The organism is Leptothoe sp. ISB3NOV94-8A (assembly GCF_043421595.1).
Classification (GTDB): domain Bacteria; phylum Cyanobacteriota; class Cyanobacteriia; order Phormidesmidales; family Phormidesmidaceae; genus Leptothoe; species Leptothoe turfae.
In genome coordinates this window covers 154203-171227 of sequence record NZ_JAXSQW010000004.1, presented here as the reverse complement: position 1 = coordinate 171227, position 17025 = coordinate 154203, and the positions used below count along the sequence as shown (strand labels likewise).

General features: G+C 45.6%; 10 protein-coding genes. 2 read left to right on the top strand and 8 right to left on the bottom strand.

Going from position 1 to position 17025, the window contains the following annotated elements; all coding sequences use genetic code 11:
- Positions 1–732: 732 nt before the first annotated feature.
- A complete protein-coding gene (locus tag SPB21_RS34335; protein ID WP_163670229.1) occupies positions 733–888 on the bottom strand; it encodes a hypothetical protein in 156 nt (51 codons plus the stop codon).
- A 1484-nt stretch (positions 889–2372) separates the two neighbouring features.
- Between SPB21_RS34335 and SPB21_RS34330 the strand changes: the two genes are divergently transcribed.
- Both SPB21_RS34330 and SPB21_RS34325 read left to right on the top strand, forming a co-directional pair.
- Positions 2373–6785 (top strand): two-partner secretion domain-containing protein, encoded by a 4413-nt coding sequence (locus SPB21_RS34330; protein WP_499869541.1) that lies wholly within the window; start codon positions 2373–2375, stop codon positions 6783–6785.
- 23 nt (positions 6786–6808) lie between these two features.
- Positions 6809–9409 (top strand): CHAT domain-containing protein, encoded by a 2601-nt coding sequence (locus SPB21_RS34325; RefSeq protein ID WP_499869539.1) that lies wholly within the window; start codon positions 6809–6811, stop codon positions 9407–9409.
- 327 nt (positions 9410–9736) lie between these two features.
- Here SPB21_RS34325 and SPB21_RS34320 read toward each other — a convergent pair whose 3' ends face one another.
- From SPB21_RS34320 to SPB21_RS34290, 7 genes are all read right to left on the bottom strand, one after another.
- Positions 9737–9916 carry a hypothetical protein gene (locus SPB21_RS34320; RefSeq protein WP_163670235.1) on the bottom strand — a complete coding sequence of 60 codons (180 nt, stop codon included), beginning with the start codon at positions 9914–9916 and terminating at the stop codon, positions 9737–9739.
- Between the two features lie 222 nt (positions 9917–10138).
- Entirely contained in the window at positions 10139–10606 is a 468-nt protein-coding gene (locus tag SPB21_RS34315; protein WP_250565177.1) for a nitrogen fixation protein, read from the bottom strand.
- Between the two features lie 343 nt (positions 10607–10949).
- Entirely contained in the window at positions 10950–11162 is a 213-nt protein-coding gene (locus SPB21_RS34310) for a hypothetical protein (protein ID WP_499869537.1), read from the bottom strand.
- Between the two features lie 1065 nt (positions 11163–12227).
- On the bottom strand, positions 12228–13352 hold the full coding sequence (locus tag SPB21_RS34305; protein WP_163670238.1) for a T3SS effector HopA1 family protein: 1125 nt from the start codon (positions 13350–13352) through the stop codon (positions 12228–12230).
- 21 nt (positions 13353–13373) lie between these two features.
- The gene (locus SPB21_RS34300; RefSeq protein WP_499869535.1) at positions 13374–14555 is read right to left on the bottom strand and encodes an aminoglycoside phosphotransferase family protein; all 1182 of its coding nucleotides are present in this window, start codon (positions 14553–14555) and stop codon (positions 13374–13376) included.
- Positions 14556–14619: 64 nt separating this feature from the next.
- Positions 14620–15417: a peptidylprolyl isomerase gene (locus SPB21_RS34295; protein ID WP_499869534.1), complete on the bottom strand. Its 798-nt coding sequence runs from the start codon at positions 15415–15417 to the stop codon at positions 14620–14622.
- 70 nt (positions 15418–15487) lie between these two features.
- Entirely contained in the window at positions 15488–16909 is a 1422-nt protein-coding gene (locus tag SPB21_RS34290) for a beta-barrel domain-containing protein (protein WP_499869533.1), read from the bottom strand.
- Positions 16910–17025 lie beyond the last annotated feature (116 nt).

The following is a 17025-nucleotide window of genomic DNA, read 5'->3' as shown; positions in this document are numbered from 1 at the left end:
GGACGGTCACCTAAATAACCTATCAGGAAGATTGATAACTTTTACGCGGACGTTTATGTGAAAGTTCACTAAGTTGAGAGGCTAACTCGCCACTCTTGCTTGGGCATCATTAAAGCAAAAATTTGGAACTAAGACAGTGAGTCGTGAGCCGTAATTGATAAACCACGTCCAAGTTGAAACCTGTCGTTTCCTCTACGGTAACATTCCAGTTCTGGACGTGGACAAGGTTTATATCAAGTTTAGCCACGTCTTGCCCATGACTTGCCAAGTCAAAATCTTCGTCTTGACAGACCACTTGGCAATAGCAGTAATTTTAGATTCTAACTTAAGGGCAAATTACTGCTTGAGGCAGGTCAAAAAATAAAAAGGGGCTGCCATTAGACAGATCCCCTTTATGAATAAAATCTTTGGACTAGTTGAGTACTTGGGAAGATACTGATAGAACTCTCTCTACCCAGGAATCATTAGGGAACGAGAGGAGCATTCGCATTTCGATAAAAGATGGCAACGTCACTAATGCTGACGTTGCCAGTTCCACCAGTTACCCGAAACTCGATATTGTTTTCTCCAGATTTCGGAGAATTTATAATATTGACTGAAAGGGTTCTATCGATATCTCCGCCGATTTTCAGTCCAGGGGAATTTCAGAGGAAGTTTTCCCTCTTACTCCATTCCCGTCACCCTAGTCTCAACCTAAAAATTTAGGCTTGACAGACTACTAGAAAAGCGGTTTCAACGGACATAAGGGTTAATCTGTAGCCACTTACAAACTAAGCGATTGTTTTCGACAACCCAGGTAGCCGTTAGCCGAGCTTTGGTTTGAGCAGTGGGCATTTGAGTCTGGAATTTATCAGTCTTAGGGGCCAGGGTTTGAACAGGTGCAGTCATGACAATTTTCTCCAAATAATGTGATCAAGGTTAGGGATCTGCCAAAAAATAAAATCTCTGGCTGAGAGAAGGAAAAGGGGTAAAGGAACAAGGGTAAGGGGCTATTGGCAGGTACCTTATTTACCGGCAAGCCCCTAGGGCCCATTTTTTTACTCCTTCTGACCATGGGTGGGATGGAACATGAGATCGGAAAGTCCTCCAAAGGATTAATGCTTTGACGTTAGTCTTGCTCGCTTCAGTCTTACTGTTCCATCTCTGATCACTCTTAAAGAGGATACAGCGTTTCTCACATGCGCTGAATATATCCCCATTGCCCATTGCCTCACCTTGCCAATATATTCATTCCAATCGAGAATGCGATAAGCATTAGCTAACAAGAAACTTGTTCAGCAGCCTCATATTGTCCTGGAATCGGCACATCAGGCTGAAACACTTGGCGTAATGTGGCCATATTCATCACCATGGCGCATGTTACGATTGCCATTAGTCCTGTCAAGACTAAAAGACCAAGCAGACTGGTCCAATCGGGGTTAGCGGATCGGATGATGTGAGGTTTTGGTATTGATACCTTAGTCACATTCAATTATTCGAGAGAATAAGGTTTTGACGGAGCCAATGGTTTTGGTGTAGTCAAAATACGGACAAATTCTAAAATCATGGATAACTCCTTACAAACCCATTTTGGTTTGTAAAAAAGGTGTTTTTTGAGTTGTTCTTTGTTTTGTCTGACGATGCTTGCTGATTGAACACTGTTAGGTTAATGGACTGTGCTTTGGAACTTGGCGAAAGGTGCGATCTCACATTGAGTAAATTGCAAGTGAGATCGCTAGTACGTGAACATAAACATGAAAATCATTCTTTGAGTCAATAATGCCTGGTACCAGCCTCCTTACAGGATTAGTTAGTGGATATCAGATACTTCAAACAGATTTTCTGTAAGCGTCTATTGACCTATCAGGGGAGGTTCTAGAAATTATGCAGAGTGACGCAACTTTTTTAGGATGAGTATGAAACTAAGCTCGACTTAATACATTAAGTGATATAACAAACCCAGTCAGACCAAGGACTGAGGCGTTATATAAAAGCATGGCACTGCTGGATTATGCCGAGCCATTGCCCTACCAGCAAGGCTGCTCAGCTCCTGCAACAAGCACTTGACCAGTAGCACTCGCTCACACTCTAATGTCCTACTTAAACAAATTCAGCCCGGTCACAGCGGCTTGGGTAAACCCAAGTCAGTGGCTAGGCATTCTGTTTGAGGGCCAGGCATTACGATTCACCACGTCAAGGCCTTGAAATAAATATATAGCTCAAACAGTTTCAGGGTTTACCCGGAGAAAGCTTTGATATTAAAATGATGCTCGGCAACATGTTTAGAACCAAAGCATTTGTGATTTAGACCGAGTATCGAAAAGTAGAAAGGGAAACACTGTATTCGAAGCGATTGGGAATCACCATAACTTCCAGGAGTAGAGGATATAAACATGAGTCAGCCTTTAAACCACTGGTCTTATTACCTTAACCTCATTAGCTATTTGGCTTGTGGGACTAGTGTTTTTTTAGTCGCACCTGCATTAGCTCAAAGCAACCCTGTCCCTGACAACAGTTTAGGAGCAGAAAATTCTCAAATTATTCCCAATCAAACTATCGATGGTTTATCTGTAGACATCATTGATGGTGGGGCTGTTAGAGGTTCCCACTTGTTTCACAGTTTTATCGAATTCAATGTTGAACAAGGACGAGGGGCTTACTTCAGCAACCGCATTGGGATCGAGAACATTTTTAGTCGAGTAACCGGTGCAAACTCTTCAGCAATAGACGGTACGTTAGGCGTCTTGGGCGATGCAAATTTGTTCTTGCTAAATCCGAATGGGATTATCTTTGGTCCCAATAGTCGCTTAGATGTGGGCGGTTCCTTTTTCGCCAGTACTGCCGACAGCGTCTTATTTAACGAGTATGAATTTGACACTGTTAATCCAACAGCTCCGCCTTTGCTAACGATGAGCCAACCGGTGGGACTGCAAGTTGGGCAAAATCCAGGGGACATTGTGATTCGTAGTCAACCGATTTCTTTTACGGCAGGAAACATCACTGAAGTCGCTGATGCAGGGCCTTTACTAGATACAGCCCAAGTTGCTAATGATGCAGGATCATCGGTACCCAGCACCATCACGGGCGAACTCGCCGAGAATAATGATGTTGATTTGTACAGGCTCTTACTGCCCGCAGGCTCTTCTTTTTCGGCGAGCACGGTCGGCGGAACCGATGTGGATACAATTGTTTTCTTGTTTGATGAAAACGGACTGGGGATTATTGGCAATGATGATGGTGTAGGGCTTCAATCGACGTTGCCTGCTCAAGAAGTAACCGCATCAGGAGAATTTTATTTGGGTCTATCTAGTTTTAACAATCGCCCCATAAGTGCAGGGGGAGATATTTTTTCACTTAATGACTTTAGACCGACAGGGCCAGGGTCGGTCTTGCCCTTAGCAGGCTATACAGACAATGGCCAAGAGAGTGGAGCTTACACAATTTTTCTTGATGTTCTGAGTTCGGATCCTAATGATGTGGGCGGCTTACAGGTGCCTGCAGGTGAAACCCTGACGCTGCTGGGGGGAGATGTTCGCCTGGAAAGCGGACAAATTCTGGCACCGGGGGTAGATGTGCAGTTGGGCGGATTGAATGCAGCAGGGGTGATTACGTTAGACGCGAATCAGAGGATTGCTTTTCCTGAAAATGTTGTCCGTGGGGATGTTTTGTTCGAGGCCGGAGCCACAGTGAATGTACAAGGGGATGGTGATGGGAGCGTTGCCATCTTAGCTGACACCCTTAGCCTGACTCAGGCGAGCGAGATTGTGGCCGGAATTAGGGCAGACGCGACGAGCGGCAATGGGGCAGGGGATATTGTTATCAATGCCTCTAATCTAGTGGAACTTTTGGATGGAACACGAATCGAGGCCAGTACCTTTGGTCTGGGCAATGCTGGGCAAATCGTGGTGAACACCGGTACTTTTCGTGCTCAGGGAGCATCTAGTGAAGTTTTACGTCGCAGTGGCGGCATTTTCAACAATGTCGAAGAGGATGCTGTAGGAAACTCTGGAGGGATCGTGGTGGAAGCTTCTGAAAGGGTCGAACTCCTGGATGGAGCAGGTATCTTTAGCGAAGTTGGAAGAAACGCTGAGGGGAACTCTGGGGGAATTGTATTAGAAGCATCCGACAGTGTTGAACTCCTTAATAAAGCAGGACTCGAGGCCAATACCGCTGGTCAGGGAAATGCTGGGCCCATCGTCGTAAACACCACTATCTTTCGTGCGCAGGACAGTGATGTTGTCAGCGAAGTCGAACCGTTCGCTGAGGGAAACTCTGGGGGAATTGTTTTGGAGGCTTCAGAAAGTGTTGAACTTCTGGATGGGACATTAATCCTTAGCAATACCTCTGGTCAAGGAAATGCCGGACCCATCGAAGTGAACACCACTACCTTTCGCGCACAGGGAACAGGCAGTTTCGGTGTCCCGAGTACTGTTTTTAGTGAAGTCAGATCTCTCGCTGTGGGGAATTCTGGAGGAATTGTGTTAGAAGCATCTGAGAGCGTCGAACTCCTGGATGGGGCACAACTTGCTGCCAGTAACTCTGGTCAGGGCAATACTGGTCCAATCGCCATAAACACCAATACCTTTCGCGCTCAAGGAGAAAGCAGCCGAGGACGGAGCGGTGTTATCAGCGAAATTGAAGGATTTGCTGAGGGGAACTCTGGGGGCATAGTCCTGGAGGCTTCTAACAGCGTTGAACTCTTGGATGGGGGACGACTCAGTACCACTATTAGAGATCGGGGTGCAGGCACTGTTGGCTCAATAGTGGTGGACACCAATACCTTTCGCGCTCAGGGAGAAGCTAGCAACGGTGATAACAGTGGTGTTTTCAGCTTTAACTTCACGTTCGATGAGGATGAGCGCTCTTCTGGAAAAATTGAATTAGTAGCATCTGACAGCATCGAACTCCTGGATGGGGCACAACTCATTACCAATACCTTGAATCAGGGCAATGCTGGGCAAATCGTGGTAAATACCACCACATTTCGTGCTCAGGGAGCATCTAGCAATGGTGATAACAGTGGCGTTTTCAGCCAAGTCGAGTCCAGCAGCATATCAGAGAGGTCTGAAGGAGATTCTGAGGGGATTATATTGGAGGCGTCTGAGAGCATCGAACTACTGGATAGGGCAGGGCTCGCTGCCAGTACCTCGGCGTTGGGAAATGCAGGAGAGATCACCATCGCCACCCCCAACTTAAGCCTTGCGGATGCTGCCTTTATGTCAACCGAGACTACTGGTGCAGGTAACGCTAGTTCCATCAGGGTTGAAGCATCAGAAGCCGTAACCCTAGGACAAAACACCCGTCTGACTGCTGAAACTTCTGGTGCTGGTGCCCCCGGTGACATTGAAATCACGGCCCCAATCCTTACCATTGGTCAGAATGCAGAACTCAGTACCACCATTACCGCAGACTCTACCAACCAGGCAGGCAACAGCGATATCAAGCTCAATACCTCGGTGTTAGATATCTCCGGTGAACTGGGGGTCTTTGCCGAAACCAACAGCGCTGCACCCGCAGGAGACTTATCCATCCAACCCACTAGCCATGATACCGATTTAAATATCCAATTCAGAGACAATGGTTTTATTGCTGCTCGCACGACAGCCACTGGCATCGGCGGTGGTATTGAGATTACGGCCCCTGAAACTATTAATATTCAGGGGCAAGGACGGGTCTCGGTTGAGACCCTGGGACAAGGTGATGCAGGGCAGGTGACACTGACGGCTCCGGAAGTCACCCTCAAGGAGGGAATAACCATCGCAGCAACTACCACAGCATCAGGCCAAGCAGGAGACATACTCTTGGACGTTGCCGACAGTCTGACTATTGATAATAGTACTGTTGAATCCAGTACAGGCCCTGTTTCGTCCGGATTGGGGGGGAATATTTTCATCGGTAATGAGATTGTCGATCAAGGTGGGGAGACTGTCATCCTCCAAAGCACTCCTGAGGTCGCTTTAAATAACGGTGGGCGGATTACGGTCAACTCCGAAGGGCAAGCTCAGGGGGGGAATATCACGACAACCGCTGACCAACTAACGCTAAACAACGGTAGTGCCATCACCGCCACCACGCGCAGCAGTAATGGGGGTAACCTGACCTTCACCCTGGAAGATGTCTTAGTGTTGCGCAACGGTAGCACTCTCTCTGCTACTGCCGGAACCGCCCAAGCTGGCGGTGATGGTGGCAATATCAGCATTACTGGTCCCAATAGTTTTCTCGTTGCTGTTCCTGATGAAAACAGCGACATCACTGCCAATGCCTTTGAAGGTAATGGCGGCAATATCAACATCACCGCCCGAAATATCCTTGGTCTAGAATTTCGCCCCAAGCTAACACCCCTCAGTGACATCACCGCCAGCTCCGAGTTTGGCCTATCGGGCACTGTCACTCTCAATACCCCCAACCTTGATCCCGCTCAAGGACTGATTGAGTTACCGACCGACCTCGTAGATAGGAGCAACCAAATTGATCAACGCTGCCTGACTGATACTGGCCAAGGGCAGAGTGCATTTGTAGTAACCGGTCGCGGCGGATTACCCCCCACCCCCAATGATGTAGTACGTAGTGAATCACCTGGATTGATAGACCTAGAAATTTATGGAAACCCCAATACCCTCACCCAGAGTACAGACACTAATGCAAAACCCACTGCCCTAACCCCAACAACCAATCGTCCAACACATCTAGTCGAAGCTCAGTCTTTTGTCATGAATGACTCTGGCATCGTTGAGCTGTTAGCCCAGGCTTCCCAGGCAACAGCCCAGTTAATCTCTTACAGTGGTGCATGCCCATCCAGACCATGAGAAGATATCTAAGGAAATTTTCATTGGGTTACTTCTGCCTATCTTTAGTCACAGTGCTAGGCATAGGCATCCTCTGGTACCCGCCACCAGCACCAGCCAGCCAGCCAGCCTTAGTTCAGACGCCAGATACTGAAATTAACTCTCTCAACAGCCTAACTGCACAACAGACAGATAGGTCATCATCCAGCCTAATTCAACAGGGACGAGACCTATACAAAGCAGGTAATTACAAAACAGCTATCCAGGTTTGGCAACAAGCCGTTGACCAACTGGTCGCCCAGGGAAACTGGCTGAGTCAGGCCAGTGTACATAGCCATCTGGCTCTGGCCTATCAAAATATAGGCCAGAGCCCCCAGACAGATGAGGCCATTAGCACTAGTCTACAACTGCTCGACAGTAACCCATCACCCGACCAACCTGACTACTGGAGTAGTCGAGGCCAGGTGCAAAGTACCCAGGGGACCATATATTTATTGAGATCGCAACCCACAGATGCCCTCAGCTCTTTTCAGCAGGCCGAGCGGGATTACCGCCAGGCCAGTAACAACAATGGCATTCTCCGCAGTCAGATCAACCAGGCCCAGGCCTTGCAAGCACTAGGCTTTTACCGTCGAGCACTCAACACCCTCACAGACCTGAATCCTCCCCTTGCAGACCGTTCGCCCTCATTGAGCCAAATAACAGGGTTGCGCAACCTGGGAGATCTGCTCCGGATTACGGGCGACCTTGAACAATCTCAAACAGTGTTGGAACAAAGTCTCACATTGGCCCAACAGCTAGGCGATCCCATCGAAACAGCCAAAATCCGCTTTAGCTTAGGCAATACGATCCAGGCGCAGGGAAATACGGACCAGGCCCTAAACTATTTTGAGCAAGTCTCTGTTCAGCCAGTTTCATCCTCCTTACGGCTAAAGGCCAACATTACCCGACTCAGTTTACTGTTTGAAACCGGCAAAACCGATGTGGCGACTTCACTCCTTGCCGATATCCGCACCCAGTTAACTAACCAGCCTGTTGGTCGCACTAGCGTTTACACCCGGCTCGTCCTGGCCCGTAACTTGCTGGATCATGCCGAACCACTACCCACCAACGAGACCGCTCAACTCCTGCAACAAGCACTTGACCAGGCCCAAGACCTCAGGGATCGTCGTGCTGAGTCTTACGCAATGGGCTACTTAGGAGAACTCTACAACCGAACAGCCAATCTGTCTGAGGCACAGGTCCAGTTAGCATCCGCCCTGGCAATTGCACAAAACCTCAATGCTGCTGACATTGCCTATCGCTGGCAGTGGCAGCTGGGCCAACTGTCGCGTCAACAGGGTAACCTGACAGATGCCACCATAGCCTATAGCGATGCGGTCAAAAGCCTACAATCCCTACGCAACGAGCTAGTAGCCATTAACCCCGATATTCAATATGACTTTCGAGAAAAGGTCGAACCTGTTTATCGAGAACTGGTAGATTTATTGTTAACTCCGTCTTCTACAGAATCCAACATTAGCCAAAACAAGCTATTACAGGCTAGAGATGTGATTGAATCCCTGCAGCTAGCAGAACTAGAAAATTTCTTTCGAGAACCCTGCTTGGCAGTTCGACAACAAATTGATCAGGTAGTTGATGATGGCCAGTCTGCCACCGCTGTTTTATATCCCATTATCTTGCCAGATCGGCTAGAAGTCATTCTGAAACTCCCCAATCAACCCCTGCAACATTATGCAACGCCTCTGGCCCAAACCGATCTAGAAGTCATTATTAATGATTTACGTCAACAAGTTGTGCGTTCCTTCGGTCTTAGAAGCACCCAATCCCTGGCAAAACAAATTTATGACAGTCTGTTGAAACCGGCAGAGTCCGCCCTGGAAGAAGCCCAGGTTGATACCCTCATTTTTATTTTGGATGGGGCATTACGCAACATTCCGATGGCAACGCTCTACAACGGACAACAATATTTAGTCCAAAAGTATAGCCTGGCCCTGGCACCGGGTCTCAAGTTGGTAGACCCAAAGCCGTTGGCGGAACAAAACCTAGCTGCCATTACAGCTGGTTTAAGTGAATCTCGTCATGGCTTTATTCCCCTACCTTTTGTAAATGTTGAAGTCGAGCAAATTCAATCAACCTTAGATAGTCGTGTCTTGTTAAATGAGACCTTTACAAAAAGTGCGTTAACAGATGCAATCAACCAAACTCCTTTTCCAGTGGTGCATCTTGCCACACATGGTCAGTTTAGTTCTAACCCAGAGGAAACATTTATCCTGGCCTGGGATAACCCAATTCAAATTAATGCATTAAATCGCCTGTTGCGAAACAGTGAACAAAGTCGCCAGGATGCCATTGAACTATTGGTGTTAAGTGCCTGTGAAACAGCAACTGGCGATAAACAAGCCGCACTAGGGTTAGCTGGCGTTGCTGTACGTGCAGGTGCTCGCAGTACCCTGGCCTCACTCTGGAATATAGATGATGAAACCAGTGCAGTCTTAATGCAGCAGTTTTATCAAGTACTGACACGTAATCCTACTACTAAAGCCAGCGCACTACGGCAGGCTCAGCTAGCTCTACTAAAAAATCCTCGATACCAGCATCCTCGATATTGGGCACCCTACGTGCTGGTGGGTAACTGGCTGTAAATATAGTTTGGTGAAGGCAATGATAATGCTCTCGACTTATTAGTCGACCCTAAGCTAGCCTAATTATTTCGGTTATTTAGACAACCCATACACTGAAGCACCCAATATCTCATCCATTTCCAGAGTAATGAAAGTTTATATCAGATCACTCATTTGGGAATGCCGGATAGCTACCCTGTTGAATCCTGAAATCGATGCTCTGGAGGATCGATCTGGCTGTCAGAACATTCACGCACCAAAGCCATCCATGAGTACAATCGCTTAATCCGAGAAAAGATGACAGAGAACTATGCCAACGCTATTTTCTCTGTCATTTACTAAGACGGACTAACGAGGAAACAAGACCGAACCAAACCCATCCCAGATCCCGCCAAAAGTAGTGTAGGGATTATGCCTTGCACCACCACCTTTATTGGTTGTAGTTTCCTGCTCAGAAAGCATCTGTTGTCGCCGTTCAGCTGCAAGTGTAACAGCTTGCTCAACTAGGTCTTTGATTTCAATAGTCATGATTGGTCTCCAAATAGGTTGTTATTGCTGTAAATGCATTTTTCGAAACTCTTAGCCAACCTCCAATAATCTAGCTTCAACCTCTCAATTTAATCAAGCATTTCTAGAAGGGTTTTAGGGATGAAAGATAGTAGTTTTGTCCGATAACCCAATGCAGAATTAATGAACCTCTAATATGTCAAACAAACTATCTGTTGAAGTCTTCAGCAAAATGCAAGGCTTTTAGTGACTTAAATGCCCTCTAGGGTCACCCGAGACCTGCACTTCCAATTCAGTGGGGTGATAGTTATCTGTAAGGATTTGCGGACAACGCATGCAGGCTGATTTGCCTTCCTGTTTCCACCAGCGGCAATCACGACGAATCGCGCAAGGTGGCAAAGTCTCAGTCACGTGTGGTAGTTGATCAGCTACCCGCATGACCAAGCGACAATCTTGCCCATCAAAGTGAACACATTTATTAGCCTGACATGGAGACGCAATCCTAAACACTTCAGTGGGTGTAACGGCTTGAGTTTGGCTCAGTAGTTCTTCATCTAAGGGAATCGTCTTCTTGAGATAGTTCACCTGCGGTTGCTCAGCAGTTCCTGTCACAATACCGAAGACACGGCTGTCTTCAATTTCCGGTCGTCCGCTAGGGCAAAGGGTTAGATTGCGATCTACTTGTTCCCGAATCATATGGTTATTTTTCATGGTGTTTTGGTTGGAGTGTTAGTAGAGGACAAGCCCTGAGCTATCAGGTGTGGAAGATATTTTCCTGGAAGCAAAACTCTGATTGACGAGAAGAAGTTAACCAAATAACATTTGGGGTTATGAAAGCTTCAATTTTAAGTTTTTGCTGCGATGATTTTCAAAGAGTAGAAGGTGGGCATCGCCCACCTTCTTTCAAGTTAAAAATAGAGCTGTTGCGAAATAAGGTAACAAAGTGGCTTAAACCCTTGTACCTCAATGGATTTAAGTTTTGTAACAAACGAACGTTCAAAAGCCTCTGCTACCAGTGCTTTTAGTTCGATTAGGTTCTTATTTCGCAACAAGTCTAATCCGTATTGGTGACGATGTTTGATGCTATAACTGATGCAATACAGGCGGGAGTCGTGAATACTGATAAAGCCACTACTCGGCTATCAGAATAAACTTTTCCTCCATAAATTGCATCTTCAGCATCACCAAGCTCAGTTAAAAATGATTCTGGGCTTTGCATCATCTCCAAACCTGCTGGAGATAAACTATCAATCTTAATACTGGACATTTTGATTTCTCCAAAAACTAAATTTGCTAACATACACCGGAAATCAAACAACAGGCAAACTTCTATAAAAAATATGTCAGTTTTCCATATAGATTTGATTCGAGACAGGTAATATCCTGGCCTATATTTATTATGCAAACTCTTCCTTCAAACAACAAGATAAATGCCATATCTAAAAAGACATAAATAAAATACAAAAGACTTGAATTCAAAAAAATAAATTCCAACTTTTATCAGTTTGATTTATTTAAAGCCCAGCATGGCAAGGTTATCCAACGTAAAACATTCACTAACGCTCTAATTTCCACGTACGACGCTATGAAGCTATCCACAAGTGGTACAGCAGCTGCCTATGGCAGCTTAAAAAGAGACTGGTTTTAGAACTATTTCATCGAAGTGCCCGATTCAGATTTTGCAATCTAAAATCTGAATATAAGAAAGGTTACTAACTGTCTGACAGTTAGTAACCTTTCTAGATTTGATTGTTTTAGGTTCAAAACTCTTAGCTTCTATATTCCCATCTCACCGAGAAGTCTCGACCCGAGATTTCTCGGCTTAATCTGGTGCTAATTTTTCCTGCCAAGCATTGAAGCTCTTGACAGATATTAATTCTAGCGTTTGATTGAGAAGAAGATATTGCTAAAGCGTTTGGCCAATTCAACAAGTTGAGACATATGAACTTACTTGGAACGCACTCAATCAAAGCTCCCTGCTAAGATTATTCTCCCGTCCGGTCAAATTCACGTTCTCAAAGCGAAAGCGACTCGCTTACCCAAGACATTCACTGTTCAATAGGTCGTTAAATAGGACATAAGTAAAATAGTTAAGACTGTTAGATTGAGCTTCAAATATTTTTTTGGAAACTCTCTCCTTCAGACTGGACTATTTTAGGATGTTTCTAAATATCCAATAACCAGCTTCAAAAAAGGTTGAAGAGCTCGATAAAATCAAAACTTTGATCGCTCAGCTGCTGAAACTTTTCTTCTGTAATGGATGGACCTCTTACAAAAAGACAAAAGTTCTGTAATGATGTCTTCCTCATTGCATCTTCTAGGGAAGTGATTTTCATAGGTCCAAAGGAGCATAGATATCCTCAGCATTAGCGTTGAGGTAAGGGCGTGTTAGGTCGAGGCCAATTTGCTGAAAATGTCGTTGAATAGTAGCTAGTCGCTGCTCAGGATAGTCTGGCTTGTCGCTAAATGTCTCTGCTTCTAACAAAGCATTCGCGACGATTTGGCAGCGGTTTTGACCGAAACTTTCAGACTGACCAAACTTGCGATCGGGCTCCTCGGCTAACCCTAGCCCCGGTGCCAGACGTTTGGTAAAAAGGGGTTCCTGCTGGCCAAAGTGAGACTGATGTTTGGCATAAACTGACTGCAACAATCCACGGACCTGCAGGTAGTGGGAACGCTCTACATATAGAACCCCTGCATCATGACGCTGATAATTGGCCGGGTTATAGAGCACTTTGAATGTGAAGGGCAACGCTTGGGCATTCATCTGTTGGGTAAGGGTCTTCATAACAGTTACGGCCCCTTGGCTCGTCACGTTGAAATAGAGACGAACGATTGGTTCTTGTCCTTGCTCAACTCGCTCAGAACTCTTGCCAGCATTTCCCACGGCTACGTAAAAACCGTTCTGCATTAAATTACTGGGCAAGCGAATTGCGACAACTTCACCCACTGCCGCAGTCACCTCTGGGACCAAATGACGCTGGCAATTGATGTATAGGGTCAAGCCTCCCTTTTTGACAGTAAGGTTCTCCTCGGAGACTTGTTCGACGACCTGCCAACCCGGATCAAAATAGCCGGTTCCAGTATTATGCTGATGCAGTTGAGTCAAAAAGTCGAGATCAAGGCCAAAGTAAGTATTGTTCTCTAGATCTTGGAATTGAGTTTGTTTTTCGGAATCACTATCCAGAGCCAGTTCCGTTTGTAAAGAACCGTTGTAGTAGATGCCATACAAAAAACTCCTAAGCTGGAGCATGAGATACTTTTGTTTTAAATCAGCCGGAACATGTTCAAATCGATTGACGATCTCGGGCGGAACTTGAAAGGGCTGATACTGAGGGTGTTTAATGCAAAGGTCTGACTGAATCATGACGGATGCCGCCATATCTTCTAAGGCATCAGCTAGGTTAGAAGGTAAAGTCGCCAGGGAGGCTGACGCAACTGAAGTGGAAAGAACCATAGTTAGAAATCCAAAGTAAATTTACATCACAGTAGAAAGGGTGGGCACCTGCAGGCTATCGGTACCAAACAGTGTCGGAATCGCTAATTCTGGCTGACAGAGCAAACTTTTTGCTACTTGCAGAGTACAGATCTGGTTATTGCCAAATTTTTTTTGATACCGTAAGACAGATTGAATCTGAAAAATCAGCACAATCCCAGCCAACTTCAAAGTCAGGGATAAAAAGTCAGGTCGCTGTGCCAGAATTTCAGGAAACTCATCAAAATAGGCCTTGACTAAAGCTTGGAGCGAAGGCTGTAACAGTTCCAGCGGAGTCATGGCCAATTTCAAGCTTTCTTCAATCGCCATGTCTTGACTAACAATTAAGCTCCCTAACCAGAGTTGTAAATAACTAGCAATTACCGATCCCAGGTCAAAAGCAGGGTCACCCCAACCTGCCTGTTCCCAGTCGATCAAACGAATCAAGTCAGGGAGTTCGGCGGAATCGGCAGAAGCAGTGGAAGATGACCGTAGGCGCTCTGGATGCAGTAAAATGTTGTTGATTTTGAGATCATTGTGAGTTAAGCAACAGGGTGTAACTTGCACATTAGCTGCTGCGATCGCCCGCCTCAAACTCGCAAAACGCTGGTAGAGGACAAAGAACCGTATCCCGTCCCCTGGTAGACCGCTAAAGATCTCAGGAGTTGGGCGCTCTAGGTTCTGCAAGTACGGTTTTCGGGTACTATTTGTAGCTGCTTCCTTAGTTAAAAAGGACTGATACTCCGCCTGGCGAAAAGTGGCTTTGTGTAGAGCTGCTATGGTTTGACCAATCGCGGTAGAAATTTGCTCCGGATAGTGATTTTCTTTCGCATAGAAATCTCCTAGGTCACGGTAATCATCCAGATACTCAAAAATAGCAATCGCATGTTCAGCATCAAAGTGTACTAGGCTTGATGCTGAAGGCTGTACCGCAGCAAACTCTGGAAATGTTTGCCAGAATTTGCGAATATGCCACTCATTGAAAAATTCGCCTGCGGCTTTACCATCTGGCGCATAACGCTCTTGCTTCACTAGAAACTTTTTGCCATTGTTTAGACTGACTAACAGATTGAAGTTCTTCGCTGGCTTTAGCTCAACTTGTCCTGTCGGTGACTCTGGTTCAGACCAGAGGTCAGTGCCTTGAAGATAATCGAAAACATTTTGGGCGTTTAAACGAAAAATCATAGGTCATACGAAGATAAATGGTCAACAAAGAAAGCTGTCTATATTCGATGTTTCTTTTTAGAAATTAACCAGACATAACAGCTAAAGTCATGTCATTGTCAGAATTCGCTTGTGCATAGTTATCTACATCAAAGTCAATTTCAATATTTTGGATTTCTTCTTTTAGCCATTCCGTAAACAATTTATTTAAGATTTGGCCTTTGAGAGACTCAGTTAGTTGTGCAAGAATGATTTCTTCGACCAAGATTAAGTGGCTACCCTGAGCCGTTAAAATTGGTTTTAGAAGTGTAGGTGGCTTAGAGGCAAATACAGCAGCCGAGATCTCAGGCTTCAGGTCTTTGCGACTCACGACACCTCGATATCCACCAATACGCCGACTTTCTTTATCTTGAATATACTGATGAGCAACATCTGAGAAGCTTAATTCTTCTTCTGCAATCGCATAAAAAGCTTCTAAAGCTAGGTCCTCATCCTCAAAAAGAATTTCATAAAAAATGGCCTGCTCATAAACTATTCGATGTTCATAAAAATAAGGTTCTACCTGATCTGAGAAAAGGTGGTCAGCCACTTTATGAGACAATATATTGCCATGAATAAACTCCTCAAACTCATCTAAGGAGAGTTGATATTTTTCAAGCCAAGAAAAAGTGGCTTCTGTACTGTGCAATTGATTCATATTACGAAACAGGTCAGCGGCTTGTTGCAGTTCCTGGGGAGTGACATCCAGGCTCAAATCGTTCGCTTGTGCTTGGATAACCTGACGAGTTGCGATCGCTTCAACTAAAGTCGGTAGATGGGCTAACGTCTTAGCCTGATGGAGAAACTCACCGGGAGTCATTTTTATTTTTTTAACTGTATTCATAATTTAATCTCCCATGTCCTTATTTAAGAAGAAATAACACGTCAATTGAAATATCTGCTGAGTAGCCTATCTAGAGCTGTAACCCGTCTTTACTCAGCTTCTTAAAGGGGTCTAAGATAATGTCAACAATGCGACGTTGCTGAACAATCACTTCTGCAGTAGCTGTGTCACCTGGCCGCAAAGGAAGACATTCCTGAGGCGTCGGCAAACAAGGTTGGTCGAGTTCAATTTCTAGCTGATACGTATCGACATCACCTTGAATCGTTTCTTCAACTCGTGAAGTTGGAGAAATACTCGCCACCGTTCCTGTCGCAATACCGTAATCCTGAAAAGGGTAGGCATCAAATTTGAGTTTTACTGGCAGTCCTTCACGCAGAGATCCACTTTCAGTTGTAGCCATCTGGGCGTTCACAATAAAGGTCGCTCCCTCTGGGGCAATTTCAGCCACCTTACTACCGGGTTGAACCACTGCCCCTGCTTGCTGAAAAGGCAACTCAAAAATAATTCCGGCCACAGGGGAGGTAATTACACGTTGCTCTAATTGCAGTTTAAGTGATTGAATCGCATGGGTACTTTGAGCAATTTCGGAAGTGAGTTGGGTGATTTGAGTTTCCAGATTTTTCAATTCTTCCTGTATCTGAAGCATCGAGAGTTCACCTGTGTGCAGCAAACTGTCATAACTCTGCAGCCGTTCTTGTTGTTGAAGCTTTGCCTGGATAACATCAGCCTGGGCCTGCTCATAGAGACGTTGCCGCTCCATCAACACATCCTCATGTTCGACAACTTCGACTTTAGGAATAATCTCTTGCTCGTAAAGGGTCCTATAACGGTTTAATTCTCGCTTGGCACTCGCAAGGTTCATTACCCTCAGATCAAGCTCAGTTCTAGCATGTTCGATTTGCTGGGTAGCCTGATCAATTTGAGTTTTCCGTTCCAGAGCTTGGGCTTGATTTTGTTGCTGCTGGATCGTGAGGGTAGTCGTTAGCTGATTTCTCAAGAGATTAAGTTGAGCCAGACGATCTGCTTGACCATTTCGCTGCTCTTGCGTTTGCCGTAGCTCAACTTCAATCAATTCAGAGTCTAAGACTAAGAGCTGGTGACCGACTTCAACACGATCGCCTTCTTCGACCTGGATAGTCGCAATTGAGCCTGCCACCTCAGTATCTAATCGCAGGGTCTGTCCTTTAGGTTCCAGACGTCCCCGAGCAGTGCCGGTTTCGTCAACGAGGGAAAACATTGCCCAGGGTAATACCACAGCCACAAATAGTAAGAGTAAATATAACAGACCTCGTGTCCAGACTTGAGGCATGCTGTCCAGCAGTTCTTCGGTAGCGTGGGACCAATCTGCTTTGAGAACTGGCGAGGATTTTTGGGTGATGGGTTGAAGTGGGCTATCTTTCTGCAGCTCTGGTTGTTTTTGCTGTTTTTTGGATCCCTGTAATGGAGTTAGCAAAGCAGCATGGGCAACGTGACCATTGAGAGAATTGGGCATCGAATTCACCAAAATTAAGTGATAGATAATAGATAGAGATAAATAAAATTAAAGGGGCAAAGATTTTGAGATATTTTTTGCGTCGCAGCAGACAACACTTCATGTCAAGCAATGGC